Consider the following 18,780-nt stretch of genomic DNA (forward strand, 5'->3'; position numbering starts at 1 on the left):
CTTCCTAAGACCCGATCGCGGTAAACACCTCGTGATAGGCCGCCGCTAGTCGCAACGGGTCGTGCACAGCACGACCGTCAGATACTCCTACTGTACTAAAAAAGACACGCGCACCGAGTTTTTGCGCTGCCAGCTCAAATCGATCCCTGTTAAGAATCTTTGATTCGTCGGCAATAATTGCATCGAATTTGACCTCGGGTGCGTAACGTCCCAGCACCTCCAAGTGCGCCGCGGCGTCCATCCCGGAAGTCTCTGCCGTATCAAAGGCCAGGTTCATGGTCAGCAGCTTCTTGGCCGTGGTCGATGCCAGGGCCTGGCGCATATCCGGCAGCAGCAGATGCGGGAGCACCGAGGTGTACCAGGAACCGGGACCGAGAATCACCCAGTCCGCCAGATCGATGGATTCCAGCGCTTCGGAGCAGGCCGGCGCATCGGACGGTTCCAGGTACACGTGGGTAACCAGGCCGCCGGAACCGGCACGAGCCAGCTTGGCCTGCCCATCGATTCGGCGACGCACCAAGGTGTCGTTCACCGGGTCGGATTCAAGAACCTCGCCATGGATGGACAGCGGAACCGTGCTCATTGGCAGGACCTGCCCGCGCGCGCCGAGCAGGGCACCTGCCCAACGCAGGCCAGCTACCGGGTTATCGAGCAACTCCCACAGCGCCAGGATCAGCAAATTGCCAACAGCATGGCCGTTCAATGGCTCGTCGGCGTTTTCGGTCGATTCAAAGCGGTACTGCATGACATCGCGCCAGGTACGGCCCCAGTCATTGTCGTCGCACAGCGCAGCCAGCGCCATGCGCAAGTCTCCCGGGGGCAGCACATCGAAGGATCCCCGAAGCCGCCCGGAACTGCCGCCGTCATCGGCCACCGTTACTACGGCGGTGAGGTCGGTAGTCAGACGGCGCAGGGCAGAGAGCGACGAGGACAGCCCGTGTCCCCCGCCCAAGGCCACCACCGATGGGTTGCGGTAATCATCACTTCGAGTCAGTCCCTGGATCGGGATCGGACCTGTAGCAAAGGCCATGGCGGCTACTCACGCCCCAGATCACGGTGGCTGATATTCACCCTGACGTTCGGGAACTGCGCCAGGCGCCGGCCCAGCTCAATGGTGGTTGCTACCGAGCGGTGCTTGCCGCCGGTGCAGCCCACGGCAATAGTCGCGTAGTGCTTATTCTCGCGGCGGTAACCTTCAAAGACCGGTTCCAATGCCTTGAGGTAGTTCTCGATGAACTCGCTCGTGCCTTCCTGGCTCAGCACATAGTCCGACACTTCCTTGTCCTTGCCTGTCTGCGGGCGCAGTTCAGGTACCCAATGGGGGTTGGGGATGAAACGGACATCTGCCACGTAGTTGGCATCGGCGGGCAGGCCGTACTTGAACCCGAAGCTCATCACGTTGATGCGCAGGATGATCGGCCCGGATTCGCTGAACAGTTCGTTGACTGCACGTGCCAGGTCGTGCACCGACATGGTCGTGGAATCCAAGATGATTTCGGCAGCTTCACGCAATTGATCGGTGATCCCGCGTTCGCGCTTGATGCCGTCGACAATGCGGCCGTCATCCTGCAGCGGATGCGGCCGGCGACCCTGCTCGAAGCGGCGGATCAGCACCTCGTCGCTGGCGTCGAGGTAGACCAGGCGGAACTTCACCCCGCTGGCTGTCAGGTTCGCCAAGGCATCGCGGATTTCCGGGAACATTTCCTTGGAGCGCACGTCCATCACGACAGCCATCTTCGGGATGGAGCCCTGCGAACGGCTCATCATCTCCGTCAAGGGTCCAAGCATGGCCGGTGGAAGGTTCTCCACTACGTACCAGCCCTGGTCTTCCAGAGCATGCGCGACTGTGGTGCGACCGGCACCTGACATGCCGGTTACGATCACGAGTTCGGACTCAGGGGGTTTTACTGCTTCATACTCAGCGGTCATACCACAAGGCTAGTCGACAATTTCGCCTGTAGTCATATTCACACCGGTTAATGAAGCGTCTTCTAGGGACTCTTTGATGGAAGTCGCAAGTTTTTCACCGACTCCTGGCACGTCCATCAGCTCCTCGATGCTCGCCGCACGGATCTTCTTCATCGACCCGAAGTGCTTGCGCAGGGCAGCCTGCTTGGACTTGCCCAGCCCCGGGATCGCGTCCAAATCCGAGGCGATCATGGATTTAGCACGCTTGGCGCGGTGGAAGTTGATCGCAAAACGGTGCGCCTCGTCGCGAAGCCGCTGCACCAAATACAGGGCAGCTGAGGCACGCGGCAGGATCACCGGGAACGGATCGTCGGGCAGCCACAGTTCTTCCAAGCGCTTAGCCAGGCCGACCACTGGAATGTCATTGATTCCCAGGTCGTCCATGGCCTTCTGCGCCGCGGCCACCTGGGGCGGTCCGCCGTCAACGATCACCAGAGATGGCGGGTAGGAGAATCGCTTCTTTTCCTGCTCACCGGTTTCTTCATTCATTTCCCCGGTTGCAAAGCTCTTGGGGTCGTTCTTCTCCTTCAGATAGCGGCTGAAGCGACGGTAGATCACGTCGTACATGCTGGCGGTATCATCGCGTGCTGCATCACCGGTGATGGAGAACTTTCGATATTCGCTCTTCTTGGGCAATCCATCTTCAAAGACCACCATGGAAGCAACCACGTTGGTGCCTTGGGTATGCGACGCGTCATAGCATTCGATGCGAAGCAGTGCTTGTTCGGCTCCCAGTGCATCCTGCAGTTCCTGCATCGCCAGCGAACGCGTGGTGATATCACCTGCTCGCTTCGATTTGTGCAGGCGCAGCGCTTGTTCGGCGTTCTCCACGACGGTGGATGCCAGTGCCGCCTTGTCGCCGCGTTGGGCGACGCGCAAGGAGACTTTGGAACCGCGCAGCTCAGTGAGCCAGGTCGTGACATCCTCAATGTCTTCGGGCAGAGTCGGAACCAGGATTTCCTTGGGAATCCGGTCCGCGTGATCTGCGTAGACCTGGGTGAGAAGCTGCTCGACGAATTCAGCGCCGGTGGTATCCGCAACCTTTTCGACGACCCAGCCTCGTTGCGAACGGATACGGCCGTCGCGGACATGGAATACCTGCACGGCGGCTTCCAATTCATCGCCATGAATGCCGAAGATATCAGCTTCGGTACGGTCATCAAGGACCACGGCGTTGCGTTCAAAAACTCTGTTCAGTGCGGCAATGTCATCGCGATAGCGGGCGGCCTTCTCGTATTCGAGTTCTGCCACCGCCTCTTGCATCTTGGCTGTCAGGGCCTTGGTGAACTTAGTAGCCTCACCGCTCATGAAGGTGCATAGGTCATCAGCCAGTTGACGGTGGTCTTCTTCGCTGATGCGCCCCACGCAGGGCGCCGAGCATTTGTCTATGTACCCCAAGAGGCAAGGGCGACCCGATGCTTCGGCACGCTTGAACACGCCCGGCGCACAGCTGCGCACAGGAAAGACCCGCAACAGCGTATCGAGGGTTTCCCGGATGGCCTTGGCCGGATAGAACGGCCCGAAATACTTCACGCCCTTGCGCTTGTCCCCGCGCATGACCAGGGCGCGCGGGTACTTTTCGTTCAAGGTGACAGCAAGGTACGGGTAGGTCTTGTCATCACGGAAAACAATATTGAACCGGGGATTGTATTCCTTGATCCAGGAGTACTCCAGCTGCAGCGCTTCCAATTCGGAACCCACCACGGTCCACTCCACGCTGCCGGCGGTGAATACCATGGCCCGGGTTTTGGGCGTGAGCCGGTCAGGATTGGCGAAGTAGGAGGTCAAGCGGTTGCGCAGGACCTTGGCCTTGCCAACGTAGATGACACGCCCGTGTTCATCGCGGAAACGGTACACGCCCGGTTTCGTGGGAATGTCCGAAGTTCTCGGACGGTAACTTGCCGGATCAGCCATGGTCTATTTCGCGTCCGGTGGCAGTTGGTTGTAGGAATCGACGCGTTCCTGGCCGGAAAGCTCGGCAATCGCATCAACGATCCGGTCCGTGGCCTGGCGGCGCTGCGGCAACGGGTGCTTGCGTCCGAGCTGGTCGAAGTACAGCGGCTCGCCATAGTGGATATGGAATTTGGCAGGACGGAAACCCTTTGAACCAGCAGGCTGCAGCTTCTCCGTGCCGATCAAGCCCACCGGTACCACTGGTACACCGGTGGTCAGCGCCAGCCAGCCCACGCCGGTGCGTCCGCGGTACAACTTGCCATCGCGCGAGCGAGTGCCCTCGGGGTAGATGCCGATGCCCTTGCCGCCTTCGACGATTTCCACCAGGGAATCGAGGGCGGCAACCGAAGCTGCCTGTTCGCCACGCTGCACCGGAATGGATCCCACGGATTCGAAGAAGGTCTTCATCACCTTGCCCTTCAGTCCCGGGGTGGTGAAGTATTCCGCCTTGGCGAAGAACGCCACGTCGCGCGGGGTCAGCGCCTGAATGATCAAGGAGTCGAAGAATGACAGGTGGTTGGAGGCGACAATGAAGCCGCCTTCCTTGGGAACGTTCTCAAGCCCGGTCACTTCCGCACGGCAGACACCGTGGATGACGCCCCGAATCGACGAACGGGTCATGGTGTAGATGCTCATCTACTTTGCACCTTCCTGCATGAGGTCATCGTCGAGGTTCAGCGTGTTTGCCAGCTGTGCTCCGAGCAGGAGCTCAGCAAGGTCCCGGGTTGTCGCCACAGTTGCGCCTGCCTGCTGCAGTTCATCGTCCTGGGCAAAGCCCCACGCGACACCGACCGAAGCCACCGAATTCTCGCGGGCGGCATCCCAATCGTAGTACCGGTCCCCCACAACGACGCTGCTCGCCGGGTCCAGCTGCCCGTGCTCCAAAGCCTCAGCGACAATGTGCGTCTTGCTCGAACCCATGCTCCCGTGCTCATCCGCGTTGCCGTGAATCGCATCGAGATGCTCATCCAGCCCCTTGCGTGCAATGAGCTGGCGCGCAATGTTGATGGGCTTGGCCGTGGTCACTGCGACGTAGATCCCGGCCGCGCGCAACGCGTCCAGGAGCGCCACAATGCCCGGGTAGATCACGGATTCGGCCATGCCCACCTCGGCATAGCGGGCGCGGTAGGCCGCGATGATGGAGTCGATGTTCTCGTCGGTGACGCCGTCAAGCGTACGCAGCCCGATTTGGAGGGGCGGGCCTACCAGCGCTTCAACTCGTGCTTCGCCCGGATCGGCCAAACCATGGGAGGTGACCGCGTGGCGGATACCCGAAGTTATGGCACCGGCAGGGTCCACGAGGGTCCCATCCAGATCGAAGAGCACACTTGTTACCGACATATTCACCTAGCCATCTTCCCATGAAGCGGACGCGGGTTAGCAATCCATAACTGAAATCGCATATGTCGAACATTCTCCGCCAGGCATTACAGGATCTCGGAGAGGAACTTCCCGGTGTGCGATTCGCTCACCTTGGCCACCTTTTCCGGGGTGCCAGCAGCCAGGATCGTGCCGCCGCCTGAGCCGCCTTCCGGGCCGAGGTCGATGACCCAGTCAGCCGACTTGATGACATCCAGGTTGTGCTCGATGGTCAACACGGTGTTGCCCTTGTCGACCAATCCCTGCAGCACCTTGAGCAGCTTGCGGATATCTTCGAAGTGCAGACCGGTGGTCGGCTCGTCCAGGACGTAGATGGAGCGGCCATTGGAACGCTTCTGCAGTTCCGCAGCCAGCTTCACGCGCTGGGCCTCGCCGCCGGAGAGGGTGGTTGCCGGCTGACCCAGGCGCACGTAGCCCAACCCCACGTCCACCAGCGTGCGCAGGTGGCGGGCGATCGGGGTGAAGGCACTGAAGAACTCGGCGCCTTCGGCAATCGGCATATCCAGCACATCGGCAATGTTCTTGCCCTTGTACAGCACCTGCAGGGTTTCGCGGTTGTAGCGGGCGCCCTGGCAGACCTCGCAGGGCACGTAGACGTCCGGCAGGAAGTTCATCTCGATCTTCAGCGTGCCGTCACCCGAGCAGGATTCGCAGCGTCCGCCCTTGACGTTGAAGGAGAAACGGCCCGGCTGGTAGCCGCGCAGCTTCGCCTCATTGGTCTCCGCAAACAGCTTGCGGATGTGGTCGAACACGCCGGTATAGGTCGCAGGGTTCGAACGCGGGGTCCGGCCGATCGGCGACTGGTCAACGTGGACCACCTTGTCCAGGTGTTCCAGGCCCTGCACGCGGGTGTGGCGGCCGGGCACCTGCTTGGCGCCGTTGAGCTTGTTGGCCAGCACCTTGTACAGGATGTCGTTGACCAGGGTGGACTTGCCCGAGCCGGACACGCCGGTCACCGCGGTCAGCACGCCCAGCGGGAACTCCACCGACACGTTCTGCAGGTTGTTCTCGTTGGCACCGACCACCTTGAGCTTGCGCTCCTTGTCGATCTTGCGGCGCTTGGACGGGATGTCGATCTGCTTGCGGCCCGAAAGGTAGTCTCCGGTCAGCGACTTGGTGTTCTGCTTCAGGCCCTCCAGGGATCCGGAGTGCACCACTTCGCCGCCGTGCTCGCCGGCGCCCGGACCGATGTCCACGATCCAGTCAGCTTCGGCAATGGTGTCTTCGTCGTGCTCCACCACGATCAGGGTGTTGCCCAGCGATCGCAGGTGCAGCAGGGTGTCGATCAGGCGGCGGTTATCGCGCTGGTGCAGGCCGATGGACGGCTCGTCCAGAACGTAGAGCACGCCGACCAGGCCCGAACCAATCTGCGTAGCCAGGCGAATGCGCTGCGCCTCGCCGCCGGACAGGGTGCCAGCAGCGCGTTCCAGGGTCAGGTACTCCAGCCCGACGTCCAGCAGGAACTTCATGCGCGCGTCGATTTCCTTGAGCACTTGCGCGGCGATCTGCGCCTCGCGTGCGGTGAGCACGATCGTGGAGAGGAATTCCGCGGCGCTGCGCAGGTCCATGGCGGCAACTTCAGCGATGGAACGCCCGCCCACCAAGACCGAGAGCGACGCCGGGTTCAGGCGCGCGCCGCCGCAGGTAGGGCACGGAATCTGGCGCATGTACTGCTCGTAGCGGTCGCGGGCGTGATCCGATTCGGTTTCCTGGTGCTTGCGGTGCACGTAGGAGATGACGCCCTCGAAGCCGGTGGAGTACTTGCGCTCGCGGCCGAAGCGGTTCTTGTACTGCACGACCACCTTGTGGTCCTTGCCGTTCAGGATCGCTTCGCGGGCAGCAGCCGGCAGGTCCTGCCATTGGGTGTCCATGGTGAAGCCCAGCTCATGGCCCAGGCCTTCGATCAGGCGGTTCCAGTATTCGGTGGTGGCCTTGCCCAATGACCATGGGGCGATCGCACCCTCGGCCAGGGTGACCTCGGTATCCGGGACGATCAGGTGCTCATCGACTTCCAGCTTGGTGCCGATGCCGGAACAGGCCGAGCAGGCACCGAACGGGTTATTGAAGGAGAAAGTACGCGGCTCGATCTCATCGATGGCCAGCGGATGCTCATTGGGGCAGGCCAGGTTCTCGGAGAACGCGCGCACGCGCTGGGGATCATCCTCGTCCAGGTCCACGAAGTCGGCCAGCACGCGTCCTTCGGCGATGCCCAGGGCCGTTTCGATGGAGTCAGTCAAGCGCTGGCGGGCATCTTCCTTGATGGCCAGGCGGTCGACGACCACCTCAATGGTGTGCTTGACCTGTTTGGCCAGCTTCGGCGGATCGTTCAGCTGGATGGTGGCGCCGTCAACGCGGGCACGGGCGAAGCCCTTGGAAGAGAGCTCCGCGAACAGGTCGACGAATTCGCCCTTGCGCGAGCGCACTACCGGGGCGAGGATCTGGAAGCGGGTTTTCTCCGGAAGCTCCATCAGCTGGTCGACGATCTGCTGCGGCGTCTGCTTGGAGATCGGTTCGTGGCAGATCGGGCAATGCGGACGGCCCACGCGGGCCCACAGCAGGCGCATGTAGTCGTACACTTCGGTAATCGTGCCCACGGTGGAACGCGGGTTGCGGCTGGTCGACTTCTGGTCGATGGACACCGCTGGCGACAGGCCCTCGATGAAATCCACATCGGGCTTGTCCACCTGGCCGAGGAACATGCGGGCGTAGGCAGAGAGAGATTCGACGTAGCGGCGCTGGCCTTCGGCAAAAATGGTGTCGAAGGCCAAGGAGGACTTGCCCGAACCGGAAAGGCCGGTAAAGACAATCATTGCGTCACGCGGGAGATCAATGTCCACGTTTTTCAGGTTGTGCTCGCGTGCACCCTTGACGACCAGGCGAGTCAGATCAGTTCTTTTACTCTGCGATGAAATAGCCACGAGGCCATACTAATCGAAAACTACTTCGAATACGTGTACGAATGGACGCAACTCACAGTTAATTCTCCAAACCCCTGATCCTGCGCACGGCGAGCGCAATGCGTGCTCGTCCATCCACCCGGAATGTCGACCGGTGAGCCGGCGTCCCCATGAATCCAGATCGGACCACGACGTCCCATTCGAGGTACCGGGCCCTTGGATTCCCGCTTGTGCCTGTCATGTGTGCGTCCCCTCCCCAAGTTCGCAGCTATCTCGTAGATGCCAATGAGCGGCGAGCGCATGCTCTGTGTTGCACGAGCGGGAAAACGGATAAAATTCGACGTTCGGTTCACGCCGCCAACCAGGGGCACCGCAACCGCTGATCCGCAATGCAACAACATAGCGAACCTGGCCAAATGTTCCGCGCAATGGCATCGTCCGCGGTGCATGCCATCCGACAGCAATTGTTTTCTGTGCAAGCATTCGACATCATGAGGCAGCGCCACACCGTTCCGTTTCGCGCCCCCCCTCACCGGTCACTACACGGACGGGGCATACGGAACAGCCGGTGTTCCTGTAAATCCATGAAACTTCTGCGATGCGAGTCAGCACGTGGCGCGATCCTATTTGTGACCGGCTTTCGGGACACTTTCGTCGAAAGCCAGCTGAGCCTACTCAACACGTCAAAAGTATTGGAAAATTTTCTGTAGACCACTGATTTTTTGGATGCTAGATTCAAGTCATGTTCCATTCATGAAGTTTTCTCTCAATTAGTTCAGAAGACCTACGAATGGATTTGCCATGCCCTCTGATGTTTTGCAAGCTGTTCTTCAGAACGCAGATTTCGCTCCCGCTGTTTCTTCGTACGCAGAAATTTGCCATGCAGAATCTTCATCCGCGACGGAGCTAGCTGATCCGTATTTCGCAGCGTACCCACCCGGAATTGCGGCCGGGACTCTTGAAGAAGCGCAATCCGAGATGGAAGAAACTTTTGCCAACGAGTTTGGTCAGTTCCTCGAAAATGCTTCTTTTGTCGCGTTGCGACAGGGAAGGCCGATTGGGGCGATCTTTGTTGTCGAGAAATCGATCTGGGATGAGGATCTATTCGGCCCATTCATCATCGATCTTTTCGTTGATCCCCTTCATCAAGGGCATGGCCTGGGCCACACCTTGATTGCCGCTGCCGTGTCTGCGTGCAAGAAGCATGGGGCGGACACCCTGAGTTTGCGGATCGGAGATGGAACTTCCGGTGCTGCACTAAATCTATATAAGCGACTTGGGTTCCGCGAATTGGCCTAACCGAACAACGCTGGTGTCATGCTTCGGATAAGTGAAGCATGACATCACCGCACGCCTCCCCTATAGTACTTTCCTCTACGTGCCGGTACGGGTTCCGGTTACTGACGTCGCGTTGGACGTTTCACTGTGTAACTGGCGCTATCGGGAAGCAGAATCTGTCGATGCAGACGGTGATGCAGGGTGCTCCGGAACCTCGGGATACAGCTTTGGCGGCAGGCCCACCGTGAATCCATCGTCGCGGACGACCGTGTCGCTGATGTCGATCGCGCGGGAAGCGTTATTGCTGCCGTCTGTCAATTGGACGGCCACACCAATTCCCATCTGTTCTCCAGTTACCACAGTGACGTTCTGTGGGGTGATGCCCCGTTCGGCCAGGATTTCCCGAGTCATGGCGACCATTGAATCGTCCAGAACTCCGCCTGGGAAAGGTGCGGTCACTCGGCATACACCGTCCCGATCGGCGGCGTAGGCGGCAGCCACTAGGTCCCTGCCGGCTTGCTCCAGAGAGCCAACCGGTTTACGTCCATCGCAGGTATCACCCGAATAATCCGGGACTACGGAGCATCCCGCCAAGAGGCCTGCGCACATCACCGCACTGACGATGCCCCAACCAGCTGACTGGTACTTATTCGGGAATCGCATGCTCCACCGTTCACGTTCGATCATGCAGACCATTATTGCCGAGGTGTCTCCAGTCACTGGGCAACCGCTCCGTGTCGCTAGGCGCGGATGACAACTAGTCCAGTGTGCTCCCGCTTCATTCTGCAAACATCTGGTCCTTGGCGTCTCGATGAAGGTTCCTGAACAGGACAGCAATCTGGGCATCTCACGGTTTATCGAATTACACCGTGATCCAGTTGATTCCACAATTGGTCGCGCTCGGTACCGATGACTCTGGTGGCACTAAAGCTGGTCTCTTGACCAATCCTGGGGTCATCGGTGACGAAATGCCCGTACCGCAGTTCTTCGACTGTGTACCACCCTGGCGCGTAGTCCTCCTCCGGTAATTCATGCTCGCCCTCTAACCAGTGCACTTGGAACCACATGTTCTCTTGCTTGTCCCAGAAAAACGGGAACGATCGCATAATAGTGATCGAGGTGGTCAGCCACCCTCTGGTCTCTCCGGCGAGCGTGAGCTCCCAAACTGAATCGCGGAATTCATCCAGGAGAGGGTCCCTCGGCCAGTCAGTTTCGTCGAACCATTTCGCAAGCCATCGCATGCATCCGTTCTACCAGAGTGAATACTAGGTCTAGCGGTCGCTAGCAATCCTAAGTCCCGTTGGTCGTTCCACTTGCGGGCGCTCCTCAAGTTGTTCTTCTCACGAGAATCTGAGAAATATCGATGCGGAGTCGATGCCAAGGCGAACCTGGAAATCGTGTCGCTACGGATGCAAGTGGAAAATGAATTGGTCATCAGGAAACCAACGCTGCGGGCCTTCGCAACAGTAGCCTCGAACCCGGAGCTGCCCATTCACTGCACGGAGGTAGAAACCTCTTGGATACTCATCGTCGTCGCCAAGCGTCGGAGCAGCCACTGTGAAAGAACGTTCAGGTGCATGCCGTCGACGCATCACGAAGTGTGTGGACGATTTTGTCCATAGCTAGACGGGGACATGGGCCAGCGGTCGGAGGGCAAAGCTTCGATCGGCGCATTAGAGCCGCGTCGAATACTTGCTTAAGTGTTCCGCCATCTGGCAAGCCTAAGTTACTCACACCGCGTTCAACCAGGCTAATAACGTGTTGCTTGTTGGCATCTCCAAACACCGCAGCGCCGAGCAAATGCTCTGCGTGGGCGTTGAGCTGTATCTATTGCGAGTTGAGCACGGCGATAAGGTCATACCGGGAAAACCCGCCAACCGTAACTCCAAGTGAATCGCCATCGGGAAAGTGGGTAATTCGCACTTACCCTATCGCTTGCGGAAGGTGCAGTGTCGAGGGCTACGGGCAGCAGTGCTGGCGACTTCGGAAACTGACAAACTAGGCAACGCGACACACCGTATAGAGATACTCAAGAACCATTACGGTTCACCAACCCGACAGCATTCGGTGGAGTCCCGCTGAAGGCACGGCGAGCGGCGGCACCCTGGCGGTCGTAAAGTTGGCGATGCGACAAATCGATCACCCGTTACCTTGCTGGCAGCTAATCAACCCCGGGAAATACTGGAGCTGTCCACAGCAAAACGTACCCCTATGCCATTTCGCTTTCACCAGGCTCCATCCCCCGCCGGGATTCGGGACCGACTCCAGGACCGCGTCGGGCTACCTTGGCAGGGAGCTGAACGCAGCGCGCAGGTACTTTACCGCGGTTGCTTCGTCGACCGACCACAGTTGGGCGATGCGGGCCAGATCGGCGGCCGCATCGCTGACTTCCTGCTCTGCACGATTCTCCGCGGCTTGGACCACGGTTCCATGGCGGCCGCGGGTGACCACTGCACCCTGCAGCTCAAGTTCCTTGTAGACCTTGGCGACGGTATTCACCGCGAGGTTCAAGGTGCCCGAGAGCGCACGAACCGACGGCAATTTGGTGCCCGGAGCTAGTTTGCCCTTGGCAATTGCTGAGAGGATCTGCTCACGGACCTGCTGATACGGCGCCACGCCCGAGTTCGGCTCGATCTTGATGAATTCCAGTTCGGTCATCCTGCACTCCATCCTTTGGACTGTGTTTGGCATTTATCCGAGCCTATCGCGTCAGCCGGGATCTGCACCGTAGTCTGGTTGCATGAACGAACTATTGCTGAACGATGTGACCGTCCGTTGGGTCTCAGTATCCGACATGGCAAACAACGTGTACCTGGTAACTAATCGGAAGACCGGCGAACAGCTGCTGGTAGATGCGGCGGATGACATGCCGGCCATCGAGCGGCTCATCCAGGCGGCCAGCGAAGACGCGAGCGACCCGCGCATTATCGGCATCGCCACGACGCATCAGCACTGGGACCACGTGCGCGCGTTGGCCGAAGCCGTGGAGAAGTACCCGGTGCCAACCTACGCCGGTGCAGACGACGTGGCCGGCATCGCTGGAGAATGCGGGGTCAAGATCGACCATGCGCTGAACCACGGCGACCAGCTGAAGCTGGGCGATGTGATCATCGAGGCGATCCACCTGCGAGGGCATACTCCGGGTTCAATCGGCTATGCGCTGGTTGATTCCTCCGGCCAGCCGGCGGTGCTCAGCGGCGACAGCTTGTTCCCCGGAGGCGTGGGCAACACATGGAAGGACCCGCAGCGGTTCCTCTCTTTGCTCACCGACGTCACCGAACGCATCTTCGACCGCTTCCCGGACGAAACCAAGGTTTTGCCGGGGCACGGAGATTCGACGACACTGGGGGCAGAACGCCCGAATTTGGAGCAGTGGCGCGAACGCGGGTGGTAGCCCTTTGACTGCAATGCCAGCGGCATCCGTGCCGCTGGCAGCAGCGTTTAATGGTGCGGGACCTCTTCCAGCTGATGCCTGCCGCCGGATCAGATCCGTATAATCACCACTTGTGAAGTCACGGTCCTCCGCACCAATTTCCGTCGTCCCCTCGCGGCCAGCCATCATCGTCGCGGTTCTCGCCGTGCTGGCGATGGCCTCCTATCCGTTGCGTGATGCCTTGTACCTGGGGATTTCAGGACCTGTTGCCATGTCGGCACCGCTCTCCGCAGCGGCTGCGTTCTTTTCCGAGACCTTGCTCTTGCTGCTGATGGCCGAGGCATGCAGGCTCGCCGTCCTGTGCTGCTTCCGTAATCGAGTTGCGTTTTGGCGCCTGGTTTCAGGCGCGATTGGCGCCGTAGCGGCCTATGGCCTGAGCGAACTGGCCAAGATCCTGGCCGCCGAGGAACGCCCCTGCCGCGCCCTGGATGCTCTCACCGCAGTGGCATGCCCGGAAGCAGGCGACTGGTCCTGGCCCTCCAAGCATTCGGTCGTCGCCGCCGGCGTCGCCGCAGCCTGCACGCTGGCCCTTCCGAAGCTGGCCAAGTACGCGATACCGGCCGTCTTGCTCATTGCCCTGTCCCGCGTGGGCGTAGGCGCCCACTTCGTCCACGATGTCTTCTCCGGGGTGGCGTTGGGCATCCTGGTTGTCCTGGTCTGCGTCCGCGTGCTGCCCGGCATCGTGCAAAGGTGCCTGGCGGGACGCAATCGCTGAGCCAGCTCACCCTCGAAGCGCTCTGCCGATGCCGAGCCTGGAGCAAATCAGCCGAGCTTGTGCCCGATCATGAAAATCCTGCGGAACGGGAAGTTCGTCAGGACGGTACCGTCCTGCGAAGCAAATGACGGGTAGTGCGTGGAGACTTCGGCCCGGTAGTCGTTTTCGAACTCCCGATAGTCTTCGTCGCTGAGCGTGTGGCGAATGGGCAGCAGCGCCGTCCCGCGAACCCAGTTCAGGATCGGGTCCTCCCCCGCGAGCAGCTGATGGTAGGTGGTTTCCCAGACATTAGCCTGGAACCCCGCGTCCAGGAAGATCCGCTGGTATTCGCCGGGCTCGCCCACCACGTCGTCATGGCGCAGCACCCCTGCCAGCTGGCCGGACCACTTCGGGCTGTCGGCAACTGCGCGCATCACCGCGTGCGACGGAGAGCCGAAATTGCCCGGGACCTGGATGGCCACGTTCGCTCCGGGCTTCAGGTGCTCCAGCCAACCGGCCAGCAACTCGCGGTGCCTCGGAAGCCATTGCAGCATCGCATTGGAGAACAGCAGGTCCGTGTCGGAGTCAGGGGTCCAGGCCGTGGCATCGGCCAGCGCGAAGCCCAGGTTTTCCTCGTGCTCGCTCTGCGTGGCCCTGGCGATCATCTCCGGTGAGGAATCAAGTCCGGTGACCTGCGCTTGCGGCCAGCGCTGGGCCAGCAGCCGGGTCATATTTCCCGGCCCGCACCCCAGATCGATGACCTTCGACGCGTCAACCGAGACCAGCTGCCCCAGCAAATCCAGGTACGGGCGGCCCCGGTAATCGGAGAATTCGGTGTATTTCGTCGGATCCCATTTCATGTTCCCGAGCCTAAACGAGAGGCGCACGCAACAACTAGCCCCCAGTCATAGTTCTCAACCGATAGGCTAGGAACATCATGTTGCTCACCGATTATCTGCCAGCAGACGCCAAGAACGTATCCGACGACGAAATCTACGAGGCTTTCGGCCAATGGGTCGCAACCCGTGGCATCAACCTCTACCCCGCACAGGACGAAGCGTCGATGGCGCTGGCCGGCGGCAACAACGTCATCCTGGCCACCCCCACCGGCTCGGGCAAGTCCATGGTTGCCATCGCAGCCCACTTCTACGCCATGGCCCGAGACCAGATCAGCTTCTACACCGCGCCGATCAAGGCGCTGGTCTCCGAGAAGTTCTTCGACCTGTGCAAGATCTTCGGCGCAGAGAACGTCGGCATGGTCACCGGTGATTCCTCGGTGAACGCCGACGCCCCGATCATCTGCTGCACCGCTGAGATCCTGGCGAACATCGCCCTGCGCGAAGGCTCCAAGGCGGACGTGGGCTGCGTGATCATGGACGAGTTCCACTTCTACGCCGATCCGCAGCGCGGCTGGGCCTGGCAGGTGCCGCTCATCGAACTGCCGCAGGCGCAGTTCCTGCTGATGAGCGCCACCCTGGGCGATGTCACCCGCTTCGAGCAGGAACTCGAAGAGCGCACCGGCACCCCGACGGTGACCGTCGCGCACACCGAGCGCCCAATCCCGCTGCACTTCTACTACTCCATGGAGCCGGTGCAGGAGGCCGTGGAGGAACTGATCAAGACCAAGCAGGTGCCGATCTACATCGTGCACTTCTCCCAGCTCGATGCCATCGACCGCGCCACCGGGCTGATGAGCGTGAATGTGGCCACGCGCGAGGAGAAGGAAAAGATCTCCGAGATGATCGGCGGATTCCGCTTTGCCGCCGGGTTCGGCAAGACGCTGAACCGCCTGGTGCGCCACGGCATCGGCATCCACCACGCCGGCATGCTGCCCAAGTACCGCCGCCTGGTCGAGCAGCTGGCGCAGGCCGGCCTGCTCAAGGTCATCTGCGGCACCGACACCCTGGGGGTGGGCATCAACGTGCCGATCCGCACCGTGGTGATCACCGCGCTGTCCAAGTTCGACGGCACCCGTACGCGCATCGTGAACGCCCGCGAATTCCACCAGATTGCCGGGCGCGCGGGCCGCGCAGGTTTCGATACCGCAGGCACCGTGCTGGTGCAGGCTCCGGAGCATGCGATCGAGAACCACAAGGCCATGGAAAAGGCGCTGAAGAAGCACGGCGAGGGCTCTTCCAAGCTCAAGCAGATCCCGAAGAAGAAGCCGCCGCAGAACTTCGTGACCTGGGGCGAGAAGACCTTCGAGAAGATCGTCGAGGCCGCCCCCGAGACGCTGAAGTCCTCATTCCAGGTCTCGCACTCGATGCTGCTGAACCTGCTGGAGCGCGAGGACAATTCGTTCGAGGCCGCCCAGCGCCTGCTCAGCGAAAACCACGAGACCCCGGCGTCCCAGCGCAAGCTGAAGCTGCGCGCCCTGGGAATCCTGCGCGAACTGATCGCCACCGAGGTGGTCGTGCGCCGCAATGAGCCAGACGAATACGGCAACTACTATGAGCTGACCGTGCACCTGCAGCAGAACTTCGCGCTGAACCAGCCGCTCTCGCCCTTCGCGCTGGCCGCCCTGGACCTGCTGGATCCGGATTCGGCCAGCTACGCGCTGGATGTCGTTTCGGTGATCGAGGCGACCTTGGAAAAGCCGCGCCAGGTGCTCTCCGGCCAGGAGAAGAAGGCCCGCGGCGAGGCCATCGCCGCGATGAAGGCCGAAGGCATGGACTACAACGACCGCATGAACGCACTGGATGAAATCACCTATGCGATGCCGCTGGCCGAGAAGCTGGAAAGCGCCTTCGAGCAGTACCGCTCCGGCGCGCCGTGGCTCTCGGACTTCGAACTGGCGCCGAAGTCGATCGTGCGCGACATGTACGAACGCGCCATGGGCTTCTCCGATTTCGTCCAGTACTACCAGCTGGCCCGCTCCGAGGGCGTGCTGCTGCGCTACCTCACCGATGCCTACAAGGCCCTGCGACAGACCGTTCCCCAGGACGCGCTGCGCGAGGACCTCGAAGACCTGATCGAATGGCTCGGCGAGATGATCCGCCAGATCGACTCCTCGCTGCTGGACGAATGGGAAGAGCTCTCCCGCGGCGAGCTGAGCGAGGCAACCGAAACCGCACCGCCTCCGGCACCGGAAAAGCTGACCAGCAATGTGCGCGCCTTCCGCGTAATGGTCCGCAACGAGATGTTCCGCCGCGTGAAGCTGTTCGCCGACGAGCAGGACAAGGCCCTAGGCGAGCTCGACGGGCATAGCGGCTTCGACGCGGACACCTGGGCCGATGCCATGGACGACTACTTCGACGAGCACGAGGACATCGACGACGGTCCCGCCGGACGCGGCTCGAAGCTGTTCATCATCAAGGACATGCCCCAGCGCACCTGGGAGGTGCGCCAGATCTTCGCCGACCCATCCGAGCACCACGACTGGGGCATCACCGCCACCATCTCGCTGGATGACTCGGACGAGGCCGGCGAACCTGTGGTCAAGGTGACTTCGGTGGGCCGCCTGGACTCCTGATGCCCGCCATCAGCTACGCCATCTTGCGGCGCGCCGACGAAGTCCTGCTTCAACTGAGGTCGGGAACCGGCTACATGGACGGGTTCTGGAGCACGGCGGCCGCCGGGCACGTTGAGCCCGGCGAGGCTGCCGTTGCCGCCGCCGTTCGCGAAGCCCGTGAGGAACTGGGCATCCGGATCGCGGCAGACCAGCTCCAGCCGCTGTGCACGGTGCACCGCTACCTGCAAGCGGGCAGCGGCGCCCAATCCCCTGTGGATTTCTTCTTCCTGGCGCGCCAGTGGGACGGTACTCCACGCCTCATGGAACCGGAGAAAGCCCGCGAGCTTCGCTGGTTCCCGCTCGATGCCCTGCCGCAGAACCTCGTTGCGCAGGAACAGCTGGTACTTTCCCGGCTGGATTCCGGCTTGCCGCCAATTATCTGCATGGGATCCGGCACGGCGCTGGACCAGCCCCGGCATCGAGGCTAGTCGCGCACTCGATGCCCGAGGCATCTTCCCGGAGTCCGGTGGCAATGCCGCGGACAGTGCCGTAGGGTATGGCCATGAACGGGCACAAGCTTCGCCTGCTCGGGGCAGGCCTCCTGCTGCTGGTCCTGGTCGGGCTGCTCAGCGGCTGGTCCGAGCTCTTTGCTTCCGGCGCGTGGCTGGCGACCTTGGTCCAGCTCGGTTCGCTGGTCCTGGGCCTGGCCCTGGTCTACCGCGGGGAAAATGCCACGCCGGCCCGGTTCAGCTAGCCCCTGCAATAGCCAGCTAGGCCAGCCGCGCCTTGAGCCACCCAACGGTGGCGGCCGCCTGCTTCGCGTGATAGCTGCGCAGCGTGGGCAGCCGGGGAACCTCGGGCCTGCGCGCCGCGTCCACATAGTAGGCGGCCAGTCCAGCTAAGACCGCGCTGACCGCGTCAGCGCCCACCGATTCGAAGATCGGGTGGGAGGCGGCAATGGCATCCGCATCCAGCGCCGGGTCGAAGATCCGCGCTTCAACCAGCACCGTCAACGCGTCATACCATGCGGCGCCCCGCGAAGCCCAGGGCCAATCCACCAGCAGCACTTCTCCGCCGTCTCCCAGCAGGATGTTGTCCGAGCGCAGATCCGAATGCACCAGCTGGTCTCCGGCCAGCGCCCCGATACCGTCCATGGCCAGCCCATGGAGTTCTTCCAGGTTCTGTGCCACCCAGGGATCAGCTGGAAGCCAGCCGTCCTGCATGATCCGCCCAAAACCGGCTACGTCCTCGCGCAGTTCCTCCTCCAGCGGCGGCAGCAGCTCAATCAGGGAATCGGGGGCCTGATGAGCCAGCTGCGCCAGCGTGTCCAGTACCCGTTCCAGCTGTCCGGCCGGCCAGGGAAGCTGCGGGCTGGCCCCTGGGCCTTCAGCGAAGACCAAGGCCTCCCAGCCTTGCTAGCTGATGCGCCCCAGGAACTGCGGAACCGGCAAGGCCGCCGGGAGCTTGGCCGCTATTGCCGCTTCGCGGGCGTGCAATGCCGTGGCCGGGGCGCTGAGGCCCGGATGCACCGCCTTGGCGAAGACCCGCTGGCTATCGGCGGTGAGCAGCCGATCGGCGCTGCCCGGGGAAAACCCCGAGGCTTGGCTTAGCGCCCGGATCACCCGGGATCCAAGGTGCGATTCGATCCGCGCGCGCAGTTCGCCGGGAAGCTGATCCCAGGTGATGCGCCGGGTGAATTGAAACTGCATGGTTCGGATCATGCCAG

18 protein-coding genes are annotated in these 18,780 nt (G+C 61.5%); 6 read left to right on the forward strand and 12 right to left on the reverse strand.

Annotated elements, in window-relative coordinates; genetic code table 11:
* Positions 1-4: 4 nt before the first annotated feature.
* From yvcK to uvrA, 6 genes are all read right to left on the reverse strand, one after another.
* On the reverse strand, positions 5-1,030 hold the full coding sequence (gene yvcK, locus ACIP6G_RS00630) for a uridine diphosphate-N-acetylglucosamine-binding protein YvcK (RefSeq protein WP_105656668.1): 1,026 nt from the start codon (positions 1,028-1,030) through the stop codon (positions 5-7).
* Positions 1,031-1,035: 5 nt separating this feature from the next.
* Positions 1,036-1,929, reverse strand: coding sequence for an RNase adapter RapZ (gene rapZ, locus ACIP6G_RS00635; protein WP_105656669.1), 894 nt, complete (start codon positions 1,927-1,929; stop codon positions 1,036-1,038).
* Positions 1,930-1,938: 9 nt separating this feature from the next.
* Complete coding sequence (uvrC, locus tag ACIP6G_RS00640) at positions 1,939-3,882, reverse strand: excinuclease ABC subunit UvrC (RefSeq protein WP_400288121.1); 1,944 nt, start codon at positions 3,880-3,882, stop codon at positions 1,939-1,941.
* A 3-nt stretch (positions 3,883-3,885) separates the two neighbouring features.
* On the reverse strand, positions 3,886-4,557 hold the full coding sequence (locus tag ACIP6G_RS00645) for a 1-acyl-sn-glycerol-3-phosphate acyltransferase (RefSeq protein ID WP_105656671.1): 672 nt from the start codon (positions 4,555-4,557) through the stop codon (positions 3,886-3,888).
* Positions 4,558-5,262, reverse strand: a complete 705-nt coding sequence (locus tag ACIP6G_RS00650; RefSeq protein ID WP_332498358.1) for an HAD hydrolase-like protein — start codon at positions 5,260-5,262, stop codon at positions 4,558-4,560.
* An 86-nt stretch (positions 5,263-5,348) separates the two neighbouring features.
* The gene (uvrA, locus tag ACIP6G_RS00655; RefSeq protein WP_400288123.1) at positions 5,349-8,219 is read right to left on the reverse strand and encodes an excinuclease ABC subunit UvrA; all 2,871 of its coding nucleotides are present in this window, start codon (positions 8,217-8,219) and stop codon (positions 5,349-5,351) included.
* Positions 8,220-8,999: 780 nt separating this feature from the next.
* Here uvrA and ACIP6G_RS00660 point away from each other — a divergent pair.
* Positions 9,000-9,497 carry a GNAT family N-acetyltransferase gene (locus tag ACIP6G_RS00660; protein WP_400288125.1) on the forward strand — a complete coding sequence of 166 codons (498 nt, stop codon included), beginning with the start codon at positions 9,000-9,002 and terminating at the stop codon, positions 9,495-9,497.
* A 138-nt stretch (positions 9,498-9,635) separates the two neighbouring features.
* Here ACIP6G_RS00660 and ACIP6G_RS00665 read toward each other — a convergent pair whose 3' ends face one another.
* The 3 genes from ACIP6G_RS00665 to ACIP6G_RS00675 form a co-directional block, all read right to left on the reverse strand.
* The gene (locus ACIP6G_RS00665) at positions 9,636-10,163 is read right to left on the reverse strand and encodes a hypothetical protein (protein WP_400288126.1); all 528 of its coding nucleotides are present in this window, start codon (positions 10,161-10,163) and stop codon (positions 9,636-9,638) included.
* A 167-nt stretch (positions 10,164-10,330) separates the two neighbouring features.
* Entirely contained in the window at positions 10,331-10,717 is a 387-nt protein-coding gene (locus ACIP6G_RS00670; protein ID WP_400288128.1) for a hypothetical protein, read from the reverse strand.
* A gap of 1,039 nt (positions 10,718-11,756) precedes the next feature.
* Complete coding sequence (locus ACIP6G_RS00675) at positions 11,757-12,134, reverse strand: GntR family transcriptional regulator (RefSeq protein ID WP_105656678.1); 378 nt, start codon at positions 12,132-12,134, stop codon at positions 11,757-11,759.
* An 82-nt stretch (positions 12,135-12,216) separates the two neighbouring features.
* Between ACIP6G_RS00675 and ACIP6G_RS00680 the strand changes: the two genes are divergently transcribed.
* Both ACIP6G_RS00680 and ACIP6G_RS00685 read left to right on the forward strand, forming a co-directional pair.
* Positions 12,217-12,870, forward strand: coding sequence for an MBL fold metallo-hydrolase (locus ACIP6G_RS00680; protein WP_400288130.1), 654 nt, complete (start codon positions 12,217-12,219; stop codon positions 12,868-12,870).
* 112 nt (positions 12,871-12,982) lie between these two features.
* On the forward strand, positions 12,983-13,624 hold the full coding sequence (locus tag ACIP6G_RS00685) for a phosphatase PAP2 family protein (RefSeq protein WP_400288132.1): 642 nt from the start codon (positions 12,983-12,985) through the stop codon (positions 13,622-13,624).
* 47 nt (positions 13,625-13,671) lie between these two features.
* Here ACIP6G_RS00685 and ACIP6G_RS00690 read toward each other — a convergent pair whose 3' ends face one another.
* On the reverse strand, positions 13,672-14,463 hold the full coding sequence (locus ACIP6G_RS00690) for a methyltransferase domain-containing protein (RefSeq protein WP_400288134.1): 792 nt from the start codon (positions 14,461-14,463) through the stop codon (positions 13,672-13,674).
* Between the two features lie 77 nt (positions 14,464-14,540).
* On the opposite strand from ACIP6G_RS00690, the gene ACIP6G_RS00695 reads away from it, so the two are divergent.
* From ACIP6G_RS00695 to ACIP6G_RS00705, 3 genes are all read left to right on the forward strand, one after another.
* Positions 14,541-17,075, forward strand: a complete 2,535-nt coding sequence (locus ACIP6G_RS00695; RefSeq protein ID WP_105656681.1) for an RNA helicase — start codon at positions 14,541-14,543, stop codon at positions 17,073-17,075.
* A complete protein-coding gene (locus tag ACIP6G_RS00700; protein WP_400288136.1) occupies positions 17,075-17,542 on the forward strand; it encodes an NUDIX domain-containing protein in 468 nt (155 codons plus the stop codon). The genes ACIP6G_RS00695 and ACIP6G_RS00700 overlap by 1 nt, the downstream gene beginning before the upstream one ends.
* 74 nt (positions 17,543-17,616) lie before the next feature.
* Entirely contained in the window at positions 17,617-17,808 is a 192-nt protein-coding gene (locus tag ACIP6G_RS00705; RefSeq protein ID WP_400288138.1) for a hypothetical protein, read from the forward strand.
* A gap of 16 nt (positions 17,809-17,824) precedes the next feature.
* Here ACIP6G_RS00705 and ACIP6G_RS00710 read toward each other — a convergent pair whose 3' ends face one another.
* Positions 17,825-18,454 carry a phosphotransferase gene (locus ACIP6G_RS00710; RefSeq protein WP_400288139.1) on the reverse strand — a complete coding sequence of 210 codons (630 nt, stop codon included), beginning with the start codon at positions 18,452-18,454 and terminating at the stop codon, positions 17,825-17,827.
* 15 nt (positions 18,455-18,469) lie between these two features.
* Positions 18,470-18,763, reverse strand: a complete 294-nt coding sequence (locus tag ACIP6G_RS00715) for a hypothetical protein (RefSeq protein ID WP_400288140.1) — start codon at positions 18,761-18,763, stop codon at positions 18,470-18,472.
* Between the last annotated feature and the right edge of the window lie 17 nt (positions 18,764-18,780).

It is taken from the genome of Glutamicibacter sp. NPDC088483, assembly GCF_044753145.1.
In the GTDB taxonomy this organism is placed as follows: domain Bacteria; phylum Actinomycetota; class Actinomycetes; order Actinomycetales; family Micrococcaceae; genus Glutamicibacter.

Coding starts and splice junctions, on each gene's coding strand:
- ACIP6G_RS00700 (WP_400288136.1), top strand. CDS start 17,075: ATGCCCGCCATCAGCTACGCCATCTTGCGGCGCGCCGACGAAGTCCTG.
- ACIP6G_RS00675 (WP_105656678.1), bottom strand. CDS start 12,134: ATGACCGAACTGGAATTCATCAAGATCGAGCCGAACTCGGGCGTGGCG.
- ACIP6G_RS00645 (WP_105656671.1), bottom strand. CDS start 4,557: ATGAGCATCTACACCATGACCCGTTCGTCGATTCGGGGCGTCATCCAC.
- ACIP6G_RS00660 (WP_400288125.1), top strand. CDS start 9,000: ATGCCCTCTGATGTTTTGCAAGCTGTTCTTCAGAACGCAGATTTCGCT.
- uvrC (WP_400288121.1), bottom strand. CDS start 3,882: ATGGCTGATCCGGCAAGTTACCGTCCGAGAACTTCGGACATTCCCACG.
- ACIP6G_RS00650 (WP_332498358.1), bottom strand. CDS start 5,262: ATGTCGGTAACAAGTGTGCTCTTCGATCTGGATGGGACCCTCGTGGAC.
- yvcK (WP_105656668.1), bottom strand. CDS start 1,030: ATGGCCTTTGCTACAGGTCCGATCCCGATCCAGGGACTGACTCGAAGT.
- ACIP6G_RS00680 (WP_400288130.1), top strand. CDS start 12,217: ATGAACGAACTATTGCTGAACGATGTGACCGTCCGTTGGGTCTCAGTA.
- rapZ (WP_105656669.1), bottom strand. CDS start 1,929: ATGACCGCTGAGTATGAAGCAGTAAAACCCCCTGAGTCCGAACTCGTG.
- ACIP6G_RS00670 (WP_400288128.1), bottom strand. CDS start 10,717: ATGCGATGGCTTGCGAAATGGTTCGACGAAACTGACTGGCCGAGGGAC.
- ACIP6G_RS00695 (WP_105656681.1), top strand. CDS start 14,541: ATGTTGCTCACCGATTATCTGCCAGCAGACGCCAAGAACGTATCCGAC.
- ACIP6G_RS00690 (WP_400288134.1), bottom strand. CDS start 14,463: ATGAAATGGGATCCGACGAAATACACCGAATTCTCCGATTACCGGGGC.
- ACIP6G_RS00665 (WP_400288126.1), bottom strand. CDS start 10,163: ATGATCGAACGTGAACGGTGGAGCATGCGATTCCCGAATAAGTACCAG.
- ACIP6G_RS00705 (WP_400288138.1), top strand. CDS start 17,617: ATGAACGGGCACAAGCTTCGCCTGCTCGGGGCAGGCCTCCTGCTGCTG.
- ACIP6G_RS00715 (WP_400288140.1), bottom strand. CDS start 18,763: ATGCAGTTTCAATTCACCCGGCGCATCACCTGGGATCAGCTTCCCGGC.